At 66.0% G+C, this 16835-nt stretch carries 15 protein-coding genes; 10 read left to right on the forward strand and 5 right to left on the reverse strand.

Annotated elements, in window-relative coordinates; genetic code table 11:
* Window positions 1-10: 10 nt before the first annotated feature.
* Window positions 11-931, reverse strand: a complete 921-nt coding sequence (locus BMZ97_RS11565) for a LysR family transcriptional regulator (protein WP_092169155.1) — start codon at window positions 929-931, stop codon at window positions 11-13.
* Between the two features lie 85 nt (window positions 932-1016).
* Between BMZ97_RS11565 and BMZ97_RS11570 the strand changes: the two genes are divergently transcribed.
* The 3 genes from BMZ97_RS11570 to BMZ97_RS11580 all read left to right on the forward strand — a co-directional run bounded on the left by BMZ97_RS11570 (window position 1017) and on the right by BMZ97_RS11580 (window position 3527).
* Complete coding sequence (locus tag BMZ97_RS11570) at window positions 1017-1577, forward strand: NAD(P)H-dependent oxidoreductase (RefSeq protein WP_092169158.1); 561 nt, start codon at window positions 1017-1019, stop codon at window positions 1575-1577.
* An 83-nt stretch (window positions 1578-1660) separates the two neighbouring features.
* Window positions 1661-2581 carry a pirin family protein gene (locus BMZ97_RS11575; RefSeq protein WP_092169161.1) on the forward strand — a complete coding sequence of 307 codons (921 nt, stop codon included), beginning with the start codon at window positions 1661-1663 and terminating at the stop codon, window positions 2579-2581.
* 43 nt (window positions 2582-2624) lie between these two features.
* Complete coding sequence (locus BMZ97_RS11580) at window positions 2625-3527, forward strand: DMT family transporter (protein WP_092169164.1); 903 nt, start codon at window positions 2625-2627, stop codon at window positions 3525-3527.
* Here the strand turns inward: BMZ97_RS11580 and BMZ97_RS11585 are convergent.
* The 3 genes from BMZ97_RS11585 to BMZ97_RS11595 form a co-directional block, all read right to left on the reverse strand.
* Complete coding sequence (locus BMZ97_RS11585) at window positions 3522-4766, reverse strand: MFS transporter (RefSeq protein ID WP_175525526.1); 1245 nt, start codon at window positions 4764-4766, stop codon at window positions 3522-3524. The genes BMZ97_RS11580 and BMZ97_RS11585 overlap by 6 nt on opposite strands.
* 255 nt (window positions 4767-5021) lie before the next feature.
* Window positions 5022-6434, reverse strand: coding sequence for an amidase (locus BMZ97_RS11590; RefSeq protein WP_092169170.1), 1413 nt, complete (start codon window positions 6432-6434; stop codon window positions 5022-5024).
* Window positions 6435-6438: 4 nt separating this feature from the next.
* A complete protein-coding gene (locus BMZ97_RS11595; RefSeq protein ID WP_092169173.1) occupies window positions 6439-8088 on the reverse strand; it encodes an ABC transporter substrate-binding protein in 1650 nt (549 codons plus the stop codon).
* A gap of 182 nt (window positions 8089-8270) precedes the next feature.
* Between BMZ97_RS11595 and dxs the strand changes: the two genes are divergently transcribed.
* On the forward strand, window positions 8271-10184 hold the full coding sequence (dxs, locus tag BMZ97_RS11600; RefSeq protein ID WP_092169176.1) for a 1-deoxy-D-xylulose-5-phosphate synthase: 1914 nt from the start codon (window positions 8271-8273) through the stop codon (window positions 10182-10184).
* A gap of 19 nt (window positions 10185-10203) precedes the next feature.
* On the forward strand, window positions 10204-10929 hold the full coding sequence (locus BMZ97_RS11605; protein WP_092169179.1) for a TlyA family RNA methyltransferase: 726 nt from the start codon (window positions 10204-10206) through the stop codon (window positions 10927-10929).
* A gap of 292 nt (window positions 10930-11221) precedes the next feature.
* On the opposite strand, the gene BMZ97_RS11610 is transcribed toward BMZ97_RS11605, so the two are convergent.
* Window positions 11222-11722 (reverse strand): hypothetical protein, encoded by a 501-nt coding sequence (locus BMZ97_RS11610; RefSeq protein ID WP_092169182.1) that lies wholly within the window; start codon window positions 11720-11722, stop codon window positions 11222-11224.
* 89 nt (window positions 11723-11811) lie between these two features.
* Here BMZ97_RS11610 and BMZ97_RS11615 point away from each other — a divergent pair, with 89 nt between their 5' ends.
* The 5 genes from BMZ97_RS11615 to BMZ97_RS11640 all read left to right on the forward strand — a co-directional run bounded on the left by BMZ97_RS11615 (window position 11812) and on the right by BMZ97_RS11640 (window position 16633).
* Window positions 11812-12576, forward strand: coding sequence for an SOS response-associated peptidase (locus tag BMZ97_RS11615; protein ID WP_092169186.1), 765 nt, complete (start codon window positions 11812-11814; stop codon window positions 12574-12576).
* Window positions 12577-12647: 71 nt separating this feature from the next.
* Window positions 12648-14246 (forward strand): gamma-glutamyltransferase family protein, encoded by a 1599-nt coding sequence (locus BMZ97_RS11620; protein WP_092169189.1) that lies wholly within the window; start codon window positions 12648-12650, stop codon window positions 14244-14246.
* A gap of 32 nt (window positions 14247-14278) precedes the next feature.
* The gene (locus tag BMZ97_RS11625; protein ID WP_092169192.1) at window positions 14279-14581 is read left to right on the forward strand and encodes a HigA family addiction module antitoxin; all 303 of its coding nucleotides are present in this window, start codon (window positions 14279-14281) and stop codon (window positions 14579-14581) included.
* A gap of 184 nt (window positions 14582-14765) precedes the next feature.
* Window positions 14766-15008 (forward strand): hypothetical protein, encoded by a 243-nt coding sequence (locus BMZ97_RS11630; RefSeq protein ID WP_244546364.1) that lies wholly within the window; start codon window positions 14766-14768, stop codon window positions 15006-15008.
* A gap of 272 nt (window positions 15009-15280) precedes the next feature.
* Entirely contained in the window at window positions 15281-16633 is a 1353-nt protein-coding gene (locus tag BMZ97_RS11640; RefSeq protein WP_092169198.1) for a reverse transcriptase domain-containing protein, read from the forward strand.
* Window positions 16634-16835 lie beyond the last annotated feature (202 nt).

Here is a 16835-nt window from a genome sequence, read left to right on the forward strand (position 1 = left end):
CGACAATGATCTAGCCGGCGCCGGCCCCTGTCGGCAGACCAACGACCAGCTCCTCCACCAATCGCGCGACATGCTGAACGCCGGCGTCCCTGCCGCGCCGCCTGTGCCAGGCGATGTGCAGCGGGAAGCCCTCGACCGCGATCGGCGGCGGCAATGCGATGAGGCTCTCCTGGCCGGAGAGTGGCAGGCACCGGCTCGGCAGCAACGCGATCATGTCCGAGCCCGCAAGCAACGGCGGCACCATCAGGAAGCTCGGCACGACCATGCCGACATGGCGCGTGCGGCCGAGCCGCGCCAGGGCTTCGTCCAACGCGCCATGGGTCTCTCCGCGCCCCGAGACCAGGACATGCGGATAGGCCAGCCAGCGATCGAGAGCGAAATCGACGGCCGCCGGGTGACCCTTGCGCATCGCGACGAGATAGGTCTCGCGCAGCAGCTCCTGGCGCGTGAAATCGGCCTCGACTGTCGGAAAGACCGAGACCGCGAGATCGATCGATCCCCGCGCCAGCCCTTCGAGCGCGGCGCTTGCGCCATGCCAGGGCATGATGGCGAGCGTGATGCCAGGCGCCGCCTTCACCAGATGCGCCTGTAGCGCGGGAGCGATCGCGACGGCGGGATGATCGGCCATGACGATCCGCACCGTCTGCCGGATCGCCGACAGGTCGGGCTCCTGCTGCCGCAACAGCGCCGCCATGCCGGCCAGCACGTCCTTGACCGGCAGCGCCAGCGCCTGGGCCTTCGGCGTCAGCACCATCCCCCCGGTGCCGCGCTCCAGCAGCCTGTCGCCGAAGAGCTGGCGGCAGCGCTCGAGCGCGCTCGACGCCGCCGGTTGCGACAGGCCGAGACGCTCCGCGGCCCGCGAGACATGAGCCTCGTCGAGCAACGCGTCGAGGACGACGAGCAGGTTGAGATCGACGGCGCGCAAATTCATGGAATGAATGATACGATATATGAATCATCCATTGGAATGATTTTCTGGCGCGCAGCATCCTCCTGTCACCGCAAAGGAGGTTGCCATGCCCAAGACCCTGATCCTGCTGTTCCACCCGCATTTAGAGCGCTCGCGCGCCAACAAAGCGCTGTGCGAGGCCGCCCATGGCCTGCCTGATGTCGAGATCGTCGATATGCAGGCGCTCTATCCCGATGGCCGCATCGACACCGACGCGGAAGTCCACAGGCTCATCGCCGCCGACCGCATCGTCTTCCAGTTCCCCTTGCAGTGGTATTCGACGCCGCCTCTGCTCAAGTCCTGGCAGGACGCGGTGCTGACGCGGATGTTCTACATCGCCTATGAGGCGGAAGGCGCGAAGCTCGCCGGCAAGCCGCTGCTCGTCGTAGCCACGGCCGGCAACGCGCCCGACGCCTATGCGCCTGATGGCGCGAACCTGTTCCCGCTGCACGATCTGCTGAAGCCGCTGCGGGCGACCGCCCATCGCTGCGGCCTCGCCTGGGCCGAGCCCTTCCTGATCTACAACGCTCACAAGGCCGATGACGAGGCGCTGCAGGCAGCGGCCGAGCATTATGTCGTGCGGCTCGGACGGCTTGCCGCCACCGAGTCAGGGGACAAGGCCGCCTGAGCATGCCGGGCTGCCCAGCGCTGGGCACTCTTGCCGGGGCCGATCAATCCCGTCAGATTCAGGCAAAGCAAGGAGCCAAGCTCATGTCCCAGCTACCTGACGAAGACCCCGTCCTCGGCGATGCCCGCTCCTGCCAGGCGATCGAGCAGGTGATCGTGCCGCGCGCACGCGATCTCGGCGGCTTCTCGGTCAGGCGGGCCCTGCCCTCGATCGGGCGCAAGATGGTCGGCCCTTTCATTTTCTTCGACCAGATGGGGCCGGCCGAGTTCCATCTCGGCGAGGGGCTCGACGTGCGCCCGCACCCGCATATCGGGCTGTCCACGGTGACTTATCTCTTCGACGGCGAGATCATGCATCGCGACTCGCTCGGCACCGCGCTCGCCATCAAGCCCGGCGCCGTCAACCTGATGACCGCCGGGCGCGGCATCGTCCATTCCGAGCGCACCGGCCTCGAGGCGCGCGCCAGCGGCCCGCGCCTCTACGGCATCCAGGCCTGGCTCGCCTTGCCGAGGACGCATGAGGAGAACGCGCCGGAGTTCATCCATCACGCCGCGCCCGAATTGCCGCGCATCGTCGAGGGCGGAAAGCGCATCAGCCTGATCATGGGCTCCGCCTATGGCCAGAGCTCGCCGGTGAAATTCCCCTGGGAGGCGCTCTATGCCGAGGCCGTGCTCTCGCCCGGCGCGATCCTGCCGCTCGACCCCGATTATGACGAGCGCGCGATCTATATCGTGACGGGCAAGGTCGACATCGCCGGCGACGAGTTCGGCGCCGGCCAGTTGCTGATCTTCAAGCCCGGCGACCGCATCTCGATCCTCGCCGTCGACCAGACCCGCCTGATGATCGTCGGTGGCGAGCCGATGGATGGGCCGCGCCATATCTGGTGGAACTTCGTCTCCTCCTCGAAGGAGCGCATCGACCAGGCCAAGGCGGAGTGGAAGGCCGGCCGCTTCGACACCGTGCCCGGAGACGAGACCGAGTTCATTCCGCTGCCTGAGAGCTGAGAGAAACTCAGGCTGCCACCACCCCCGCCCCTCGAAAGCCAGCATGCCCATGCAACGGGATTTGCTCACGCCCGATCCGGGCTCATTGAGGCTGCGCGGCTTTCTCTGGGCCGGGCTCAGCGTCTTGATCTTTTCCGGCTGGTTCGTCGTCACGCGCTTCAGCGTCACCCGCATCCTCAGCGTCTGGGACCTGACCGCGCTGCGCTACGGCATCGGCGGAATCCTGCTCGCGCCGGTGCTGCTGCGCGGCTTGCCGCCCCGGGCCTGGCGCAATGGCTTCGTCTTCGCGCTGCTCTGGGGGGCGCCCTTCGCGATCCTGGTCGCGCTCGGCGTGCAGATGACCTCGGCCGCGCGCGCAGCCTCGGTGACGCCGACATTGATGCCGGTCTTTGCCGGCTTGCTGGGCTGGGCGCTGCTGCGCCAGCGCCCAGGCGCGGTCCGGCTCGCCGGCTATGCCGCCATCGCCGCCGGGCTTGGCGGCCTCGTCCTGACCGCGAATGGCGGGCAGGCCGCGCCGAGCCTGCTCGGGCTCGGCCTGCTCGCACTCGCGGCGGCGATGTGGGCGAGCTACACGCTGCTCCTGCGCCGCAGCGGCCTGAGCGCGATCCAGTCGGCGGCGCTGATCTGCTTCTGGTCGGCCGTGATCTTCGTGCCGGTCTATCTTGCCCTCGGCATCAGCCGTCTCGGACAGGCCCCGACCGCAGAAATCGCGGTCCAGGGCTTCTATCAGGGCGTGCTGATGAGCAGCATCGCGCTGATCAGCTTCAATCGCGGCGTGGCCTTGCTAGGCTCCTCAGCTGCGGCTGCGATGATCGCGCTGGTGCCGGTCGCCGCCTCGCTCCTCGGCATCGTCTTTCTTGGCGAGGTTCCAGCGGTGGCGGAAGGGGTTTCGATCGCGATCATCGTCGCGGGCGTGCTGCTGGCGGCGCGCCCCGCCCGGTCATGAGCGGGCCGCAAGCCAGGCCTTGTTTGCGGCGGGGGCGACTTCGCCCTCCGGCATGGTCCTGAGCCCGGGCATCCGCGACGCCAGGATCGCCAGCGTCGAGAGCGCGAAAAGCCCGACCGGCAGCAGCATCGCCGTCTGCAGGCCGAACGCCTCGCCAGCGAGGCCTCCCGCCAGCGCGCCCACCGGCCGCATGCCGTACATCGCCGTGGTGAGCGTGGCGCTGACGCGGCCGAGCAGGGCCTGCGGCGTCACCGCCTGGCGCAGGCTGGTCTGGGTGATGAACCAGAGGATCGGCCCGAAGCCGAACAGGAAGAAGGCAAGCGCCAGCGCCGGCCAGCCGAGCGAGGCCGGGGCGAGCGCGAGCACCCCCGCTCCGAGCAACGACGAAGCCGGACCGAAGACGAGCAGGAGGCCGGTCGGCAGTCTTGCGATCAGAACGGGGCCGCTGAGAGCCCCCACGATCAGGCCCGCGCCATAGACGGAGGAGGCAAGGCCGATCGTCTCAGGCGCCAGCAGCAGGACGCGGGCTGCATAAGGCGTGACGATCGCGAGGAAGGCGAAGAAGGCCATGTTCCAGCCGATGGCGCAGAGCGCGATCGGCCTGAGGTAAGGGTGGCGCGCGACGAAGGCGGCGCCCTCAGTGATGGCGCGATGCAGCGGGAGGCGCGGCTGGGCGGGCGGGCGGTCTCCCGGCAGGCGCGTGGCGGCGGCGAGCACGACGAGACCTGCCAGCGCGCATATGATGAGGCCGAGCGCGCCCATGCCATGCGCCACCGCCCAGCCGGCGAGCAGCGGGGCGGCCAAACTGAAGCAGGCGCGGCCGAGTTCGAGCCGGCCATTGGCGCGCGGCAATGTCGACACCGCGACCATGCGCGGCAGCAACACGAAGATCGACAGCGCGATCACCACCGGCCCCGAAGCGGCGATGAAGGTCGAGAGGCCCAGGGGCCATCCGACCAGGCCCAGCGCCAGCAGCCCCGCTCCCATCAGCGAGCCCGCCAGCATCAGCCCGCCGCCGAGCATGACAAGGCTGCGCGGTGCGATCCGATCGGCGAAGACGCCGGCCGGCAGCGAGACCAGGAGCCAGGCCGCCGATTGCGCCGCGACCAGCAGGCCGACAAGGCGCGGGCTCGCCCCGCCTTGCGTGGCGGCCAGCGAGATCGTGTCGAGCGCCAGCTTGTCGGCAAATTGCGAGGAGACGCCGGCGAGGAGAAGAGCAATCGGGACGGGCGACGACATCGGGGCGTTTCCTGCTTGCGGGAGACCGCAAACTCGCCCATCGCCGGAGCCGAACCCACCCGTTTCCTGTCTTTGGGGAGGGTTGCTCATGCTAGGGAGCAGAACGCCCTCGGGACCACCGCGTCATCCTGGACAAGCCGCGCAGCGGCGCAGATCCGGGATCCATCGGAGAGCGCCGAGCCCTCCGATGGATCCCGGGATTTCGCTGCGCGAAACCCAGGATGACGGCGCGTTTCAGAGCTAGGTCGGTAAACCCTACGCCACCATCGCCGGCACGCGCTCGTGGTAGTCCGTCGCCTGCTGCAGCGCGTAGCCGATGCGCAGCGCCATCGCTTCCTCATAGCCCGGGCAGCAGATCTGCAGGGAAAGCGGCAGACCTCCAGTCGTGAAGCCGTTGGGCAGCGAAAGCGCGCACATCTCCATGAAATTGCCGAAGCGGGTGAAGCGCGAAGGCATCAGGGCCTGGTCGACCTCGTCGAGCCTGATCGCCGCCATCGCTGTGCTCGGCGTCAGCAGCGCATCGACGCCCGCCATCGCCGCCGCCATCAGCGCCCTGCACTCGACCTGCTGGCGCTTGGTGGCGAGATAGTCCTGGGCCGAGACCCTGGCCCCGACGAGCACGCGCGCCCTGACGGCATCGTCCATCGTCACGGCGGCGTCCTCGGCCATCGCGCCGTCGTTGAAATAGGCCTCCGCCTCCAGGATCGCCTGCGCCCTGGTGAAATCGCTGAAGGCGAAGGGCAGCACGACATCGACGATCTCGGCGCCGAGCCCGGCCAGGGTCTCGAGCGAGCGGTCATAGGCCGCCAGCACCTCCTGCGCGCAGCCCTCGCGCTCGGAGGCCGGCATGCGCCCGAGCCGCAGGCCCCGCACGCCGCGCTTCAGGGTCGGCAGCGGATCAACGGGCGCGATGCCGCGCGTGTTGGGATCGAGCGGATCGGGCCCCTGCAGCACATTGTAGAGCAGGGCCGCATCCTCGACGTCGCGCGCCATCGGGCCCGGCGTGTCGAGCGAGGTCGAGAGCGGCAGGATGCCATGGGTCGAGGCCCGGCCGATGGTGAGCTTGAGGCCGGTCAGGCCGCAGAAGGAGGCCGGCAGGCGGACCGAGCCGCCGGTATCGGTGCCGATCGCCCAGGGCGCGAGGCGGGCCGCCACCGCCACGCCCGAGCCGTTGCTGGAGCCGCCGGGCGTGCGCGCATGCTCGGGGTCCCAGGGGTTCCAGGGCGTGCCCATATGCTGGTTGGTGCCCCAGCCGCCGAAGGCGAACTCGACGGTATGGGTCTTGCCGAGCACGATCATGCCCTGCGCGATCATGCGCCTGGCAATCGTCGCGGTCACGGTCGAGCGGCGCGTGCGCCAGTGCGCCGAGCCGCCGGTGGTGATGCGGCCCTCCAGCTCGATCAGATCCTTCAGCGCCACCGGCACGCCATGGAGCGGGCCGACGGCATGGCCGGAGCGGATCGCCTTGTCGGCGCCCTCGGCCGCAAGCCTGGCGTCCATGCCGTAGACGGTGACGAAGGATTGGAGTTTCGGTTCGAATCTGTCGATGCGCTTCAGGAACGCATCGACGACATCGACGGGCGACACTCTTTTGGCGGCGATCTCGCGGGCCAGCACATGGGCCGGCAGGAAGGCGAGGTCGGTGACGTGGCGCGAGACGTCGTTCATGGGATCACTGCATGCTCACGAGGGTCAGGTCGACGAACCAGGATTGCGGGGAGACGAAGCCCTTGACCTTGCCCGACATCGCACGCGGGTTGAGGTCGTGGACGATATAGAGCCAGGGCGGATTATCGACGAGCCGCTCATGGGCGATGGCGGTCTGCTCGGCCACCACCTTCGGATCGGTCGTGGCCGCCAGCTTCGCGAAGGCCGCCTCAAAAGCGTCGTCCTTCCACTGCGCGAAGTTGAAGCCGTTGGGCGGCGCGCCGGCAGCCGCAAAATAGCGCGCCATCACCGCGACATCCGAGGAGGGCGAGCTGATGTTCAGGCTCAGCGAACCGTTCAGGGCCGGCGCGTCCGGCAGGGCGCGCATATTGTTCAATAGCACCTGCCATTCCGAGACGACGAACTCGACATTGACGCCGCAGGCCTCCTTGAGATTGGCCTGCAGGAACTCGTTCATCGGCAGCGGCGACATCTGGCCGGAGCCCGAGGTCGAGATCATCACCTTGAAGGCGAGCGGCTTCTGCGCGGAGTAGCCGGCCTCCGCCAGCAGGGCCTTGCCCTTGGCGGGGTCGAATCCGTAACGGTTCACTGGCTTGCCGAAATCGGGATCGCTCGCCTTGAGCCAGCCGACCGCAGGCTCGGCCGTGCCGTTGAGCAGCTCGACGATGCCGGCGCGGTCGATGCAATAGTTCAGCGCCTGGCGGACCTTGACGTCCTTGAAGGGGCTGTTGGTCGCCCCGATGCTGTAGAACCACGGCCAGACATGCGGGTAGGAGCCGGTGACGATCGAGAAGCCGGCCTGCTTCAGCGAGGGGATGCCGTCGGCGGGCGGCACCTCGATCCAGTCGACCTGGCCGGTGCGCAGGGCGGCGAGCCGGGCATTCGCCTCCGGGATCGGCTGCAGCACGACCTTCTCGAGCTTGGCCTTCTTGGCTGCGTCCCAATAGCCGTCATTGCGGATCAGCTCGACCCGCTCGCGCGGGGCGACACTGCCGATCCGGAAAGGCCCGGTTCCAGCCGACCCGACGAGCCCGACCTTGGCCCAGTCGCGCCCTGCCTTTTCGAAGGAGGCCGGCGAGGAGAACAGGATCAGGGCCGCCATATAAGGATAATAGGAGGCTGGGCTGGCGGTGGTGATCGCCACCGTCATGGCGTCGAGCTTGCGATAGCCGGTCGTGATCGGCGCGCGCGCCCGCACAATGCCGGCCGCCGGCGGCTCGAATTGCGGGGCGTCCTTGTTGAAATAGCGCTCCAGGTTCCAGATCACCGCATCGGCGTCGAAGGCGGTGCCGTCATGGAAGGTCACGCCACGGCGCAGATGGAAGATCCATGTCTTGGGGTCGTCGGGCGACTGCTCCCAGCGCTCGGCCAGGCCCGGACGCAGCGGCGCCAGCCGATCTGTCGTCGTCAGGTCCCAGAGCACCAGACTCTCGAAGACGGGGTAGCCGAGAAAGCGCATGCCCTCGAAGCCGTTATTGGGCATGCCGGTCGTGGTCGGGATGTCCGAGGCGGTCATCGCGATGCGCAAAGTCTGGGCCGTAGCCGCTTGCGGAACGAGCAAAGCGCAGCCGATGCCGGCGAGCGCGCCGAGCAAGGCCGGTTTCAAACGGGCAAAGGCTGCGATCAATGACCAACGAAAACGGCTTTCCGGCATGTCGTCTCCTTGAGTGGCGGCTCTCGCAAGGGAAGCTCGAACCCGAAGCTCGAACGCACTGATCGCAATTTGCAGGCCAGCGCCATTCGGACAAGACCCGGGTGGCCTGCCTCTGCAAGTGCATATCCGTCGCGCCTTGACGCCCTTGTGTCGGTCCATGCCGATGCGATAGACCGGGACCCGTGACCAAGCGCCCCTTCACCCCGCTGCTCGACCGCGTTCAGACGCCTCAGGATCTGCGCAAGCTCCCCGAGAGCGAATTGCGCCAGCTCGCCGACGAATTGCGGCTGGAGACGATCGACGCGGTCTCCGTCACCGGCGGCCATCTCGGCGCGGGGCTCGGCGTGGTCGAGCTCACGGTCGCGCTGCATCACGTCTTCAATACGCCGGACGACCGGCTGATCTGGGATGTCGGCCATCAGGCCTATCCGCACAAGATCCTGACCGGCCGGCGCGAGCGCATTCGCACGCTGCGCCAGCCTGGCGGCCTGTCCGGCTTCACCAAGCGCTCCGAGAGTAAATACGATCCCTTCGGCGCGGCGCATTCCTCGACCTCGATCTCCGCCGGGCTCGGCATGGCGGTCGCGCGCGATCTCGCGGGCAAGCCCAACAATGTCATCGCCGTGATCGGCGACGGCGCGATGTCGGCCGGCATGGCCTATGAGGCGATGAACAATGCCGGCGCGCTCGGCTCGCGCCTCGTCGTCATCCTGAACGACAACGACATGTCGATCGCCCCGCCAGTGGGGGCGATGTCGGCCTATCTCGCCAGGCTCGTCTCGGGCCGGACCTATCGCTCGCTGCGCGAGGTCGCCAAGCATCTGGCCGAGCGGCTGCCGCGCTTCTTCCACGACAAGGCCAAGCGCACGGAAGAATATGCGCGCGGGTTCTGGACCGGCGGCACGCTGTTCGAGGAACTCGGCTTCTACTATGTCGGGCCGATCGACGGGCATAATCTCGACCATCTCCTGCCCGTGCTGCGCAATGTGCGCGATGCCGGCAACGGCCCGATCCTCGTCCATGTCGTGACCCAGAAGGGCAAGGGCTACGCTCCGGCCGAGGCCACGCCTGACAAGTATCATGCAGTGGTCAAGTTCGATCCGGTCACCGGCCTGCAGGCTAAGGCCCCGGCCAATGCGCCGAGCTACACCTCCGTCTTCGGCAACGCGCTGATCAAGGCCGCGCGCGAGGACGACAAGATCGTCGCCGTGACCGCCGCCATGCCTTCGGGCACCGGGCTCGACGCCTTCGGCAAGGAATTCCCGGGCCGGACCTTCGATGTCGGCATCGCCGAGCAGCATGCGGTCACCTTCGCGGCCGGGCTCGCCACGGAAGGCTTCAAGCCGTTCTGCGCGATCTATTCGACCTTCCTGCAGCGCGCCTATGACCAGGTCGTGCATGACGTCGCGATCCAGAAGCTGCCGGTTCGCTTCGCGCTCGACCGTGCCGGCCTCGTCGGCGCGGACGGCGCGACCCATGCAGGCGCTTTCGACATCGCCTATCTCGCCTGCCTGCCCGACATGGTGGTGATGGCCGCCGCAGACGAGGCCGAACTGACCCATATGGTCGCGACAGCGGCCGCCTTCGATGAGGGGCCGATCGCCCTGCGCTATCCGCGCGGCGAAGGCGTCGGCGTCGAGATTCCGCAGATCGGCGTACCCCTGGAGATCGGCCGGAGCCGCGTGGTCCGCGAGGGTACGCGCGTCGCGCTGCTCTCGCTCGGCACAAGGCTGGCGGAATGTCTGATCGCGGCCGAGCAGCTCGGCCAGCGCGGTCTTTCGACCAGCGTCGTCGATGCGCGCTTCGCAAAACCGCTCGACGAGGCGCTGATCCTGCGGCTCGCCCGCGAGCACGAGATCCTGGTCACGGTCGAGGAAGGCTCGGTCGGTGGTTTCGGCAGCCATGTGCTGCATCTCTTGGCGCGCAGCGGCATGCTCGATGGCGGACTCAAGGTCCGGACCCTGACCCTGCCCGACATCTTCCAGGATCAGAACAAGCCCGAGGCGATGTACGCCCAGGCCGGGCTCGACGCGGCGGGCATCGTGCGCACCGTCGAAGGCGCGCTCGGCGTCCCGAGCGCGATCAAGCGGGCCTGAGCGCGTTTCGCGCGCCGTCATGAAGACCCGGGCCGACCAGTTCCTCGTCGAGCGCGGCATCTTCGAGAGCCGGGCGCGGGCGCAGGCCGCCATCACGGCAGGGCTCGTCACGGCGGATGGCGCGGTCGTCCGCAAGGCATCAGTGATGCTGGCCGCCGATGCGCAGGTTACGGCGGAGGCACCCCACCCTTACGTCTCGCGTGGCGGCCTCAAGCTCGCAGCCGCGCTCGACGCCTTCGGCTTCGATCCCGAAGGCCGCATCTGCCTCGATGTCGGCGCCTCGACCGGCGGCTTCACCGACGTCCTGCTGAAGCGCGGCGCCGCCCATGTCACCGCCGTCGATGTCGGCCGCGAGCAGTTCCACGCCTCGCTGCGCGAGCATCCGCGCGTGCGCAGCCTGGAGGGGCAGGATGTGCGCAAGCTCGCGCCCTCGGAGCTGCCCGAACCGCCTTCACTGGCGGCAATCGATGTCAGCTTCATCTCGCTCAAGCTCGTCCTGCCCGCGGTCGCGGCACTGCTAGCGCCCGAGGCCGGGATCGCAGCCTTGATCAAACCGCAATTCGAGGCCGGCCGGGCCGCGCTGAAGAAGGGCGTCGTGCGTGACGAGGCCGTGCATGAGCGCGTCTGCGCCGAGATCACCGCCACGCTGGAAGCGCTCGGCTTCACGATCCTGGGGCTTAGCCCCTCCCCGATCGAGGGGGGCGACGGCAACCGCGAATTCCTGATCGGCGCCAAGCGCGGCTAGAGCGTTTTCGCGCGAAGTGGATACCAGTCCGCGTGAAGAAAACGCGTGATAGAGTATACTGCTTATGCTCGGAAACACGCCGTCATCCTGGACAAGCCGCGCAGCGGCGCAGCTCCGGGATCCATCGTAGAGCGCAGTTCCCTACGATGGATCCCGGGCCTACGCTTCGCTACGCCCAGGATGACGGCGTGTTTCCGAGCAAAGACAGCAAGCTCCGGCACACCGTCGATACGGCTCGAACCGCCATTGCGAGCATGCCGAAGCAATCCAGGGGTCGCGCAGCAGGGACGGGTCAGCGCCCGAACAGCCCGTCGATCTCGCTCTGCAGGCCGCGCGCCGAGATGCCGCCGAGATCGATCTGCCCGTTGGCGTTGATGAACCGGGTCGCGCGGCCGATCAGGCTGCGCAGCGCTTCGCTGGCGACCTCGACAACCACCGGCGCTTCCCGTTCGTCCCTCAGATCTCCCAGCAGCGCGGTCACCGTCGCGATCAGCCGGCTCATGGCGCGGCAGAGCTCTTCGAAGGCCTGTCTGCGCGCGGGATCGAGAGCCTCATAGGCCTGGAGCGCCGAAGCGGCGCAGCGCAATTGCGACGCCTCGAAATGCCCGCGATAATCGACGACGCGCCAATCCTTGAGATCGTCGAGGATATCGAAATCCATCGGCGCCATCTCGATCAGCATCAGTGCTTCGCCGTAGCGGTTGAGATAGTCGGTCGACAGATGGGGTTCGGCCGCTATGTCCGGCAGGTCATCCTCGGCAGCAGCCGGCGCTCGCATCGCAGAGACGGTCATCAAGAGCCCCGAGAATGCGGGGACTATGCGTGTTCAAAGACAAATAAAGTGTTGATCGCGCCCGCCGCACTCGCCACATCTGTCACCTCATGTGCGGACGCTACGCCATCACCCTGCCCCCCGAGGCGATGCAGAAGCTCTTCGCCTATGGCGAGCGGCCGAACTTCCCGCCGCGCTACAACATCGCGCCGACGCAGCCCGTGCCCGTAGTGCGGCTGGACGGGGGCGTGCGCCAGTTCATCCTGATGCGCTGGGGCTTCATCCCCGGCTGGGTCAAGGATGTGAAGAGCTTCCCGCTGGTGATCAATGTTCGGGGCGAAAGCGCGCGCGAAAAACCCTCCTTCCGCGCGGCCTTCATCCGCCGACGCTGCCTGATGCCGGCCGACGGCTTCTATGAATGGCACCGCACCAGTCAGGGCCGCCAATCGGAGAACCACGCCTTCCTGTTCCGTCGACCCGATCGCGGCCTGTTCGCCTTCGCCGCACTCTGGGAGACCTGGCATTCGCCCGACGGCTCGGAGATCGATACCGTCGCCCTGGTTAACGGCCCGGCCAATGGCTTGATGTCGGCGATCCATGACCGCTGCCCGGTGATCCTCGATCCCCGCGATTACGACGCCTGGCTCGACCCCGCCGCCACGCCCGACGAGGCCGCGACGCTACTCAAGCCTCCGCCCGAGGACCTGCTGGAGATGGTGCGCATCGGCACCGCCGTGAACAAGGTCGTCAATGACGGGCCGCAGATCCAGGAGCCGTTCGACGCCTCGGCCGTCGCGCCTGCTCCTGCTCCCGCGCGCCATGCGCGCAAGGCGACCCGCAACCCCGAAAACGAGGGGCAAGGCAGCCTGTTCTGAAGCGCGAATTGTGGTCTGATCGCCTGGAGCCGGAGCAGGATTCCGGCAATGACGAAGCGAGGATGACGCCTATGCATGGCCGCCGCCCGACGATGAGCTCCCGCCACGGCATGGTCGCCGCCGCCCATCCCTTGGCGGCGCAGGCCGGCGCGCGCCTGCTCGCCCAGGGCGGCAACGCTTTTGATGCCATCGCCGCGACGGCAGCCGCGCTCAACGTGGTCGAGCCCTTCATGTCGAGCCTGTTCGGCATGGGCTCGGCGACGATGTGGATCGCGGCCGAGAATCGCATCCGGGTGCTCGATTTCGTGCCGCCGATCCAGGCGAGCTTCCCGGCCGAACGCTTCAGCAAGCGCTCCGATCTCGCACGCGGCGCGCTCTCCGTCGCCATGCCGGGCAATCTCGCCGGCTGGTGCGAGATCGCCGGCAGATATGGCCGCAAACCGCTCGGCGATATCCTGGCGCCCGCGATCGCGCTTGCCGAGGGCGGCTTCCCGCTCGCCGAGTTCGGCGTCGCCGAATTCAACGAGCAGGCGCCGATGCTCGAGGCCTGGCCCGAGCTCTATCCGGCCTTCGCCCAGGCCTATCTGCCCGATGGCGCCCCGGTGAAGCTCGGCACGCTGCTGCGCCAGCCCGACCTCGCGCGCACCCTCTCCGAGATCGCGGCGAACGGCCCCGAGCATCTCTATCGCGGCGCGCTCGGCGAGCGCATCGTTGCGCATCTCGCCTCGCTTGGCGGCACGATGACGATGGCCGATCTCGCCGCTGTCGCCCCGCGCTGGCGCGAGCCGCTGAGCGCCTCCTATCGCGGCCTGGACATCCATGTGCCACCGCCGACCTGCGAGGCCTTCCAGTTCCTTTTGTCCCTGCGCATTCTTGAAGGCTTCGAGATCGGTAGCCTGCCCCAGGACGGGCCGGAGCATCTCGACCTGGTCTATCGCGCCATCCGGCTCGCGGCCGGCATCCGCATCGCCCACAACAATCCCTCGCCGGACAAGCTCACCGAGATCCTCTCGGACGCCTTCGTCGAACAGTTGCGGGCGCGCGCACGCGACGGCAAACCGATAACCGGCCCGACCGAACAATGGACGCCGCAGGAGGGCGAGGATCCGGCCCACACCACTTCGTTTTCGGTCGGCGACGCCGAGGGCAATCTGATCTGCATCACCAACAGCCTGGGCGCGCCCTTCGGCAGCGGCATCGTGGTGCCCGGCACCGGGCTTTGCCTCAACAACTTCCTCTACTGGGCCGATGTCCAGACCGGCAGCCCCAACCGCTCGAAAGCCGGCTCGGAACTGCCGATGTGCATGTCGCCGAGCATCTCGACGCGGGACGGCAAGCCGGTACTCGCGCTCGGCACGCCCGGCAGCTACGGCATCATGCAGACGCAAGTGCAGGCGATGGTGCAATATCTCGACTTCGCCCTGCCCTTGCAGGAGGCGATCGAGGCGCCGCGCGCCAGGCTCTGGGACGGCCGCTTCATCCAGGCCGAGAACCGCATCGCGCCGGAGACGATCGCCGAACTCCAGCGGCGCGGCCACGCGATCGAGGCTTTCGATGTCGGCTGGACGATGCGCTGCGGCGGCATGCAGGCGGTCGCGCGCGATCCCGCGACGGGTGTGCTAACCGGGGCGGCCGATCCGCGGCGGGATGGGTATGTGGTGGCGACCTAGTTATGGTCGCACGATCTGGGGGATTATCACTGATGGCCATCAAGCTTCACCCGAGCTTTGCCGTCCATCCCGGCGAATGGCTCAGGACCGAGATCGTCGAGCCGCATGGCCTCAGCGTCACTGTCGCGGCCGAGAAGCTGGGCGTGACCCGTCAGGCCATGAGCAATCTGCTGAACGGCCATGCCGGCCTGTCGGCCGAAATGGCGATCCGCTTCGAGAAGGCTTTCGGCCTGCACGCCGACACGATGCTGCGGATGCAGGCCGCGCACGACCTCGCAAAGGCGCGGGCGCTTGAGAAGGACATCAAGGTGGAGCGGGTCGCAGCGGCGGCTTGAGGTGGTCGACATGCAGGCGTGGAGCCGATGACGAGAGTTGAGCGCCACTGCGCGACCGGTCCGGATGGCGGCCGAAGGTGTTCACCGGACGGCCATGCCCCAAGAAAGTACCCACATCATCTTGAACCAAGAATGCACCGTACATACTATACCTCGCGTGTCCATGGTTGCCATGGCGTCTGACGTGAAGCTGGACATGTCCATGCGGATCGCGCGCCAAGGTGCCATCGCCAAGGTGGCAGTTTCTGCCGAGGTGTCTGTTGTCGCGGCCCTGCCGTGCGAAGAGGATATGCCGAACCTGACCGTTGACCAGGAAGCTGTGAATGCACCGTCAAATGACGGCCCCCAAGCAGCAGATTGGCATTTCAAGCGGCGGGCGAGGCCGGGGCGGAAAGCGCTTGACGTCGCCAAAAACCTGTTAGGGTGAAAGGTGGAGGAATGTGTGAAGTCGCCCCGAAAAACCAGCTCGCCTGAGCTGGCCTTCCGGCATGTGCGCTTGCGTACTCGCCGTAGCGTCCATGGTTGCCATGGCGTCTGACGTGAAGCTGGACATGTCCATGCGGATCGCGCGCCAAGGTGCCATCGCCAAGGTGGCAGTTTCTGCCGAGGTGTCTGTTGTCGCGGCCCTGCCGTGCGAAGAGGATGGGTGCCTGTCAACGGTCGGGACCAGTATGCGCGGGGGGCCCGAGCGGAGAATTGATGGCTGAGCTGTTTCAAGAGGTCAGAAGTGAACGGAATATCTTTTCCGCTTGGCGGCATGTGAAGCGCAGCGCGCTTACTTCCGGCAACCAAGATATCCGGGGCATGGCTTCTGAATTCGAGCACGCCCATCAAAAACATCTTCGTAGAATAATCACACAGCTTCGCGAAAATCGATTTATATTCGATCCCGTTGACGGCGTTCTTAAGGATAAACGGAAGAGGGAAGCGCAGGGTAAAGACCCCCGCCCCATTGCGATTGCAACCCTAAAAAACCGCGTCGTGCAACGCGCTATACTTCAGATTCTTCAGCCGAGAGAAGCACGCGACTTGCGAGATGTCGACTCTCGATTCGAAACAAAACGAGACGACCGTCTTGGCAAGATCAATAATGTGAATAGGTCTGAATTCGGCGTCGGCGGCTTGATCTACCCTTACGGTGGAGTACGTCCTGCCATTGAGAAAATCATGGGCGCGATCGACACGGGAGCAAAATACTTTTACCAATCTGATATAAAAGCATTTTTTACTAAAATTCCCACGCGGAACGTCGTTGACTTCGTTCGTAGAGAGACGCGCGACGATGCCCTGGCAGACCTCTTTGAACAAGCTCTTGCAGTCCACCTCGCGAACGCGGACGAACTAAAAGGCTACGCGGATCTGTTTCCCAAGGGCGGCATTGGCGTAGCGCAAGGTTCATCCTTATCAGCATTCGCAGGAAATGTATTACTTTACGAAATGGACCACGAACTCAACAACACCGGCGTCACCGCCGTTCGATATATTGACGATATCCTAATAGTCTCCGAAAATGAAACCGACTTAGAGTCCGCTATTACGCTCGCAAAATCGAGACTTGAGGGCTTTGGTTTTGGACTATATTCACCCGCTAACGGATCTGATAAAGCGGCAAGGGGAGAATGCGACAAAGCGATCAATTTCCTTGGGTGCACAATTCAGCCAAGGCGGTGCGTGCCGAGCAAGGCGTCAATCGACAAACTCATAAGTGGCGTTGCTTCATCTCTCTCCGCTTCCAAGTCCGCAATCAATGATGCACTCAAGACTGGAAAGCGGCTCGATTCAAGAATGTCACAGAGTGCAGTCCTGCACCAACTTGGAGACAAGATATACGGGTGGCAAAAATCATTCGCGTTCTGCAATGAAGATCAGCCGTTCCGTCATGTTGATGATCAAATCACCAACCACGTCTCCGGCTATCAAGGTTTTATATCTCGAAAACTAGCCGACATTGACACCCCAAGACAAATGATGATCCTTGGAATACCAGCAACATCCACCCTATTTCTTACAGATAAGGCAAGAAACAGATCTAAATCTGCGACAGCCAAATAAATATTGACATCATCATCGAACAAAAAAGCCGCCGCCAATCATCTATTCAAGTACCATTTCCTCTTGGGCCCGGCGCGCACTTCGGCACAATGTCGACTGTAGCTGGCTCCAGAGCGAGCGTAGGCTAGCGCAAGAGTGAGGGCCTGCCGCTGGTTTTGGACGCGCGACCATGCCGCAGCGCCTTCTACTGAAAGGGCACACC

The organism is Allobosea sp. OK403, from assembly GCF_900113835.1.
GTDB lineage: Bacteria > Pseudomonadota > Alphaproteobacteria > Rhizobiales > Beijerinckiaceae > Allobosea.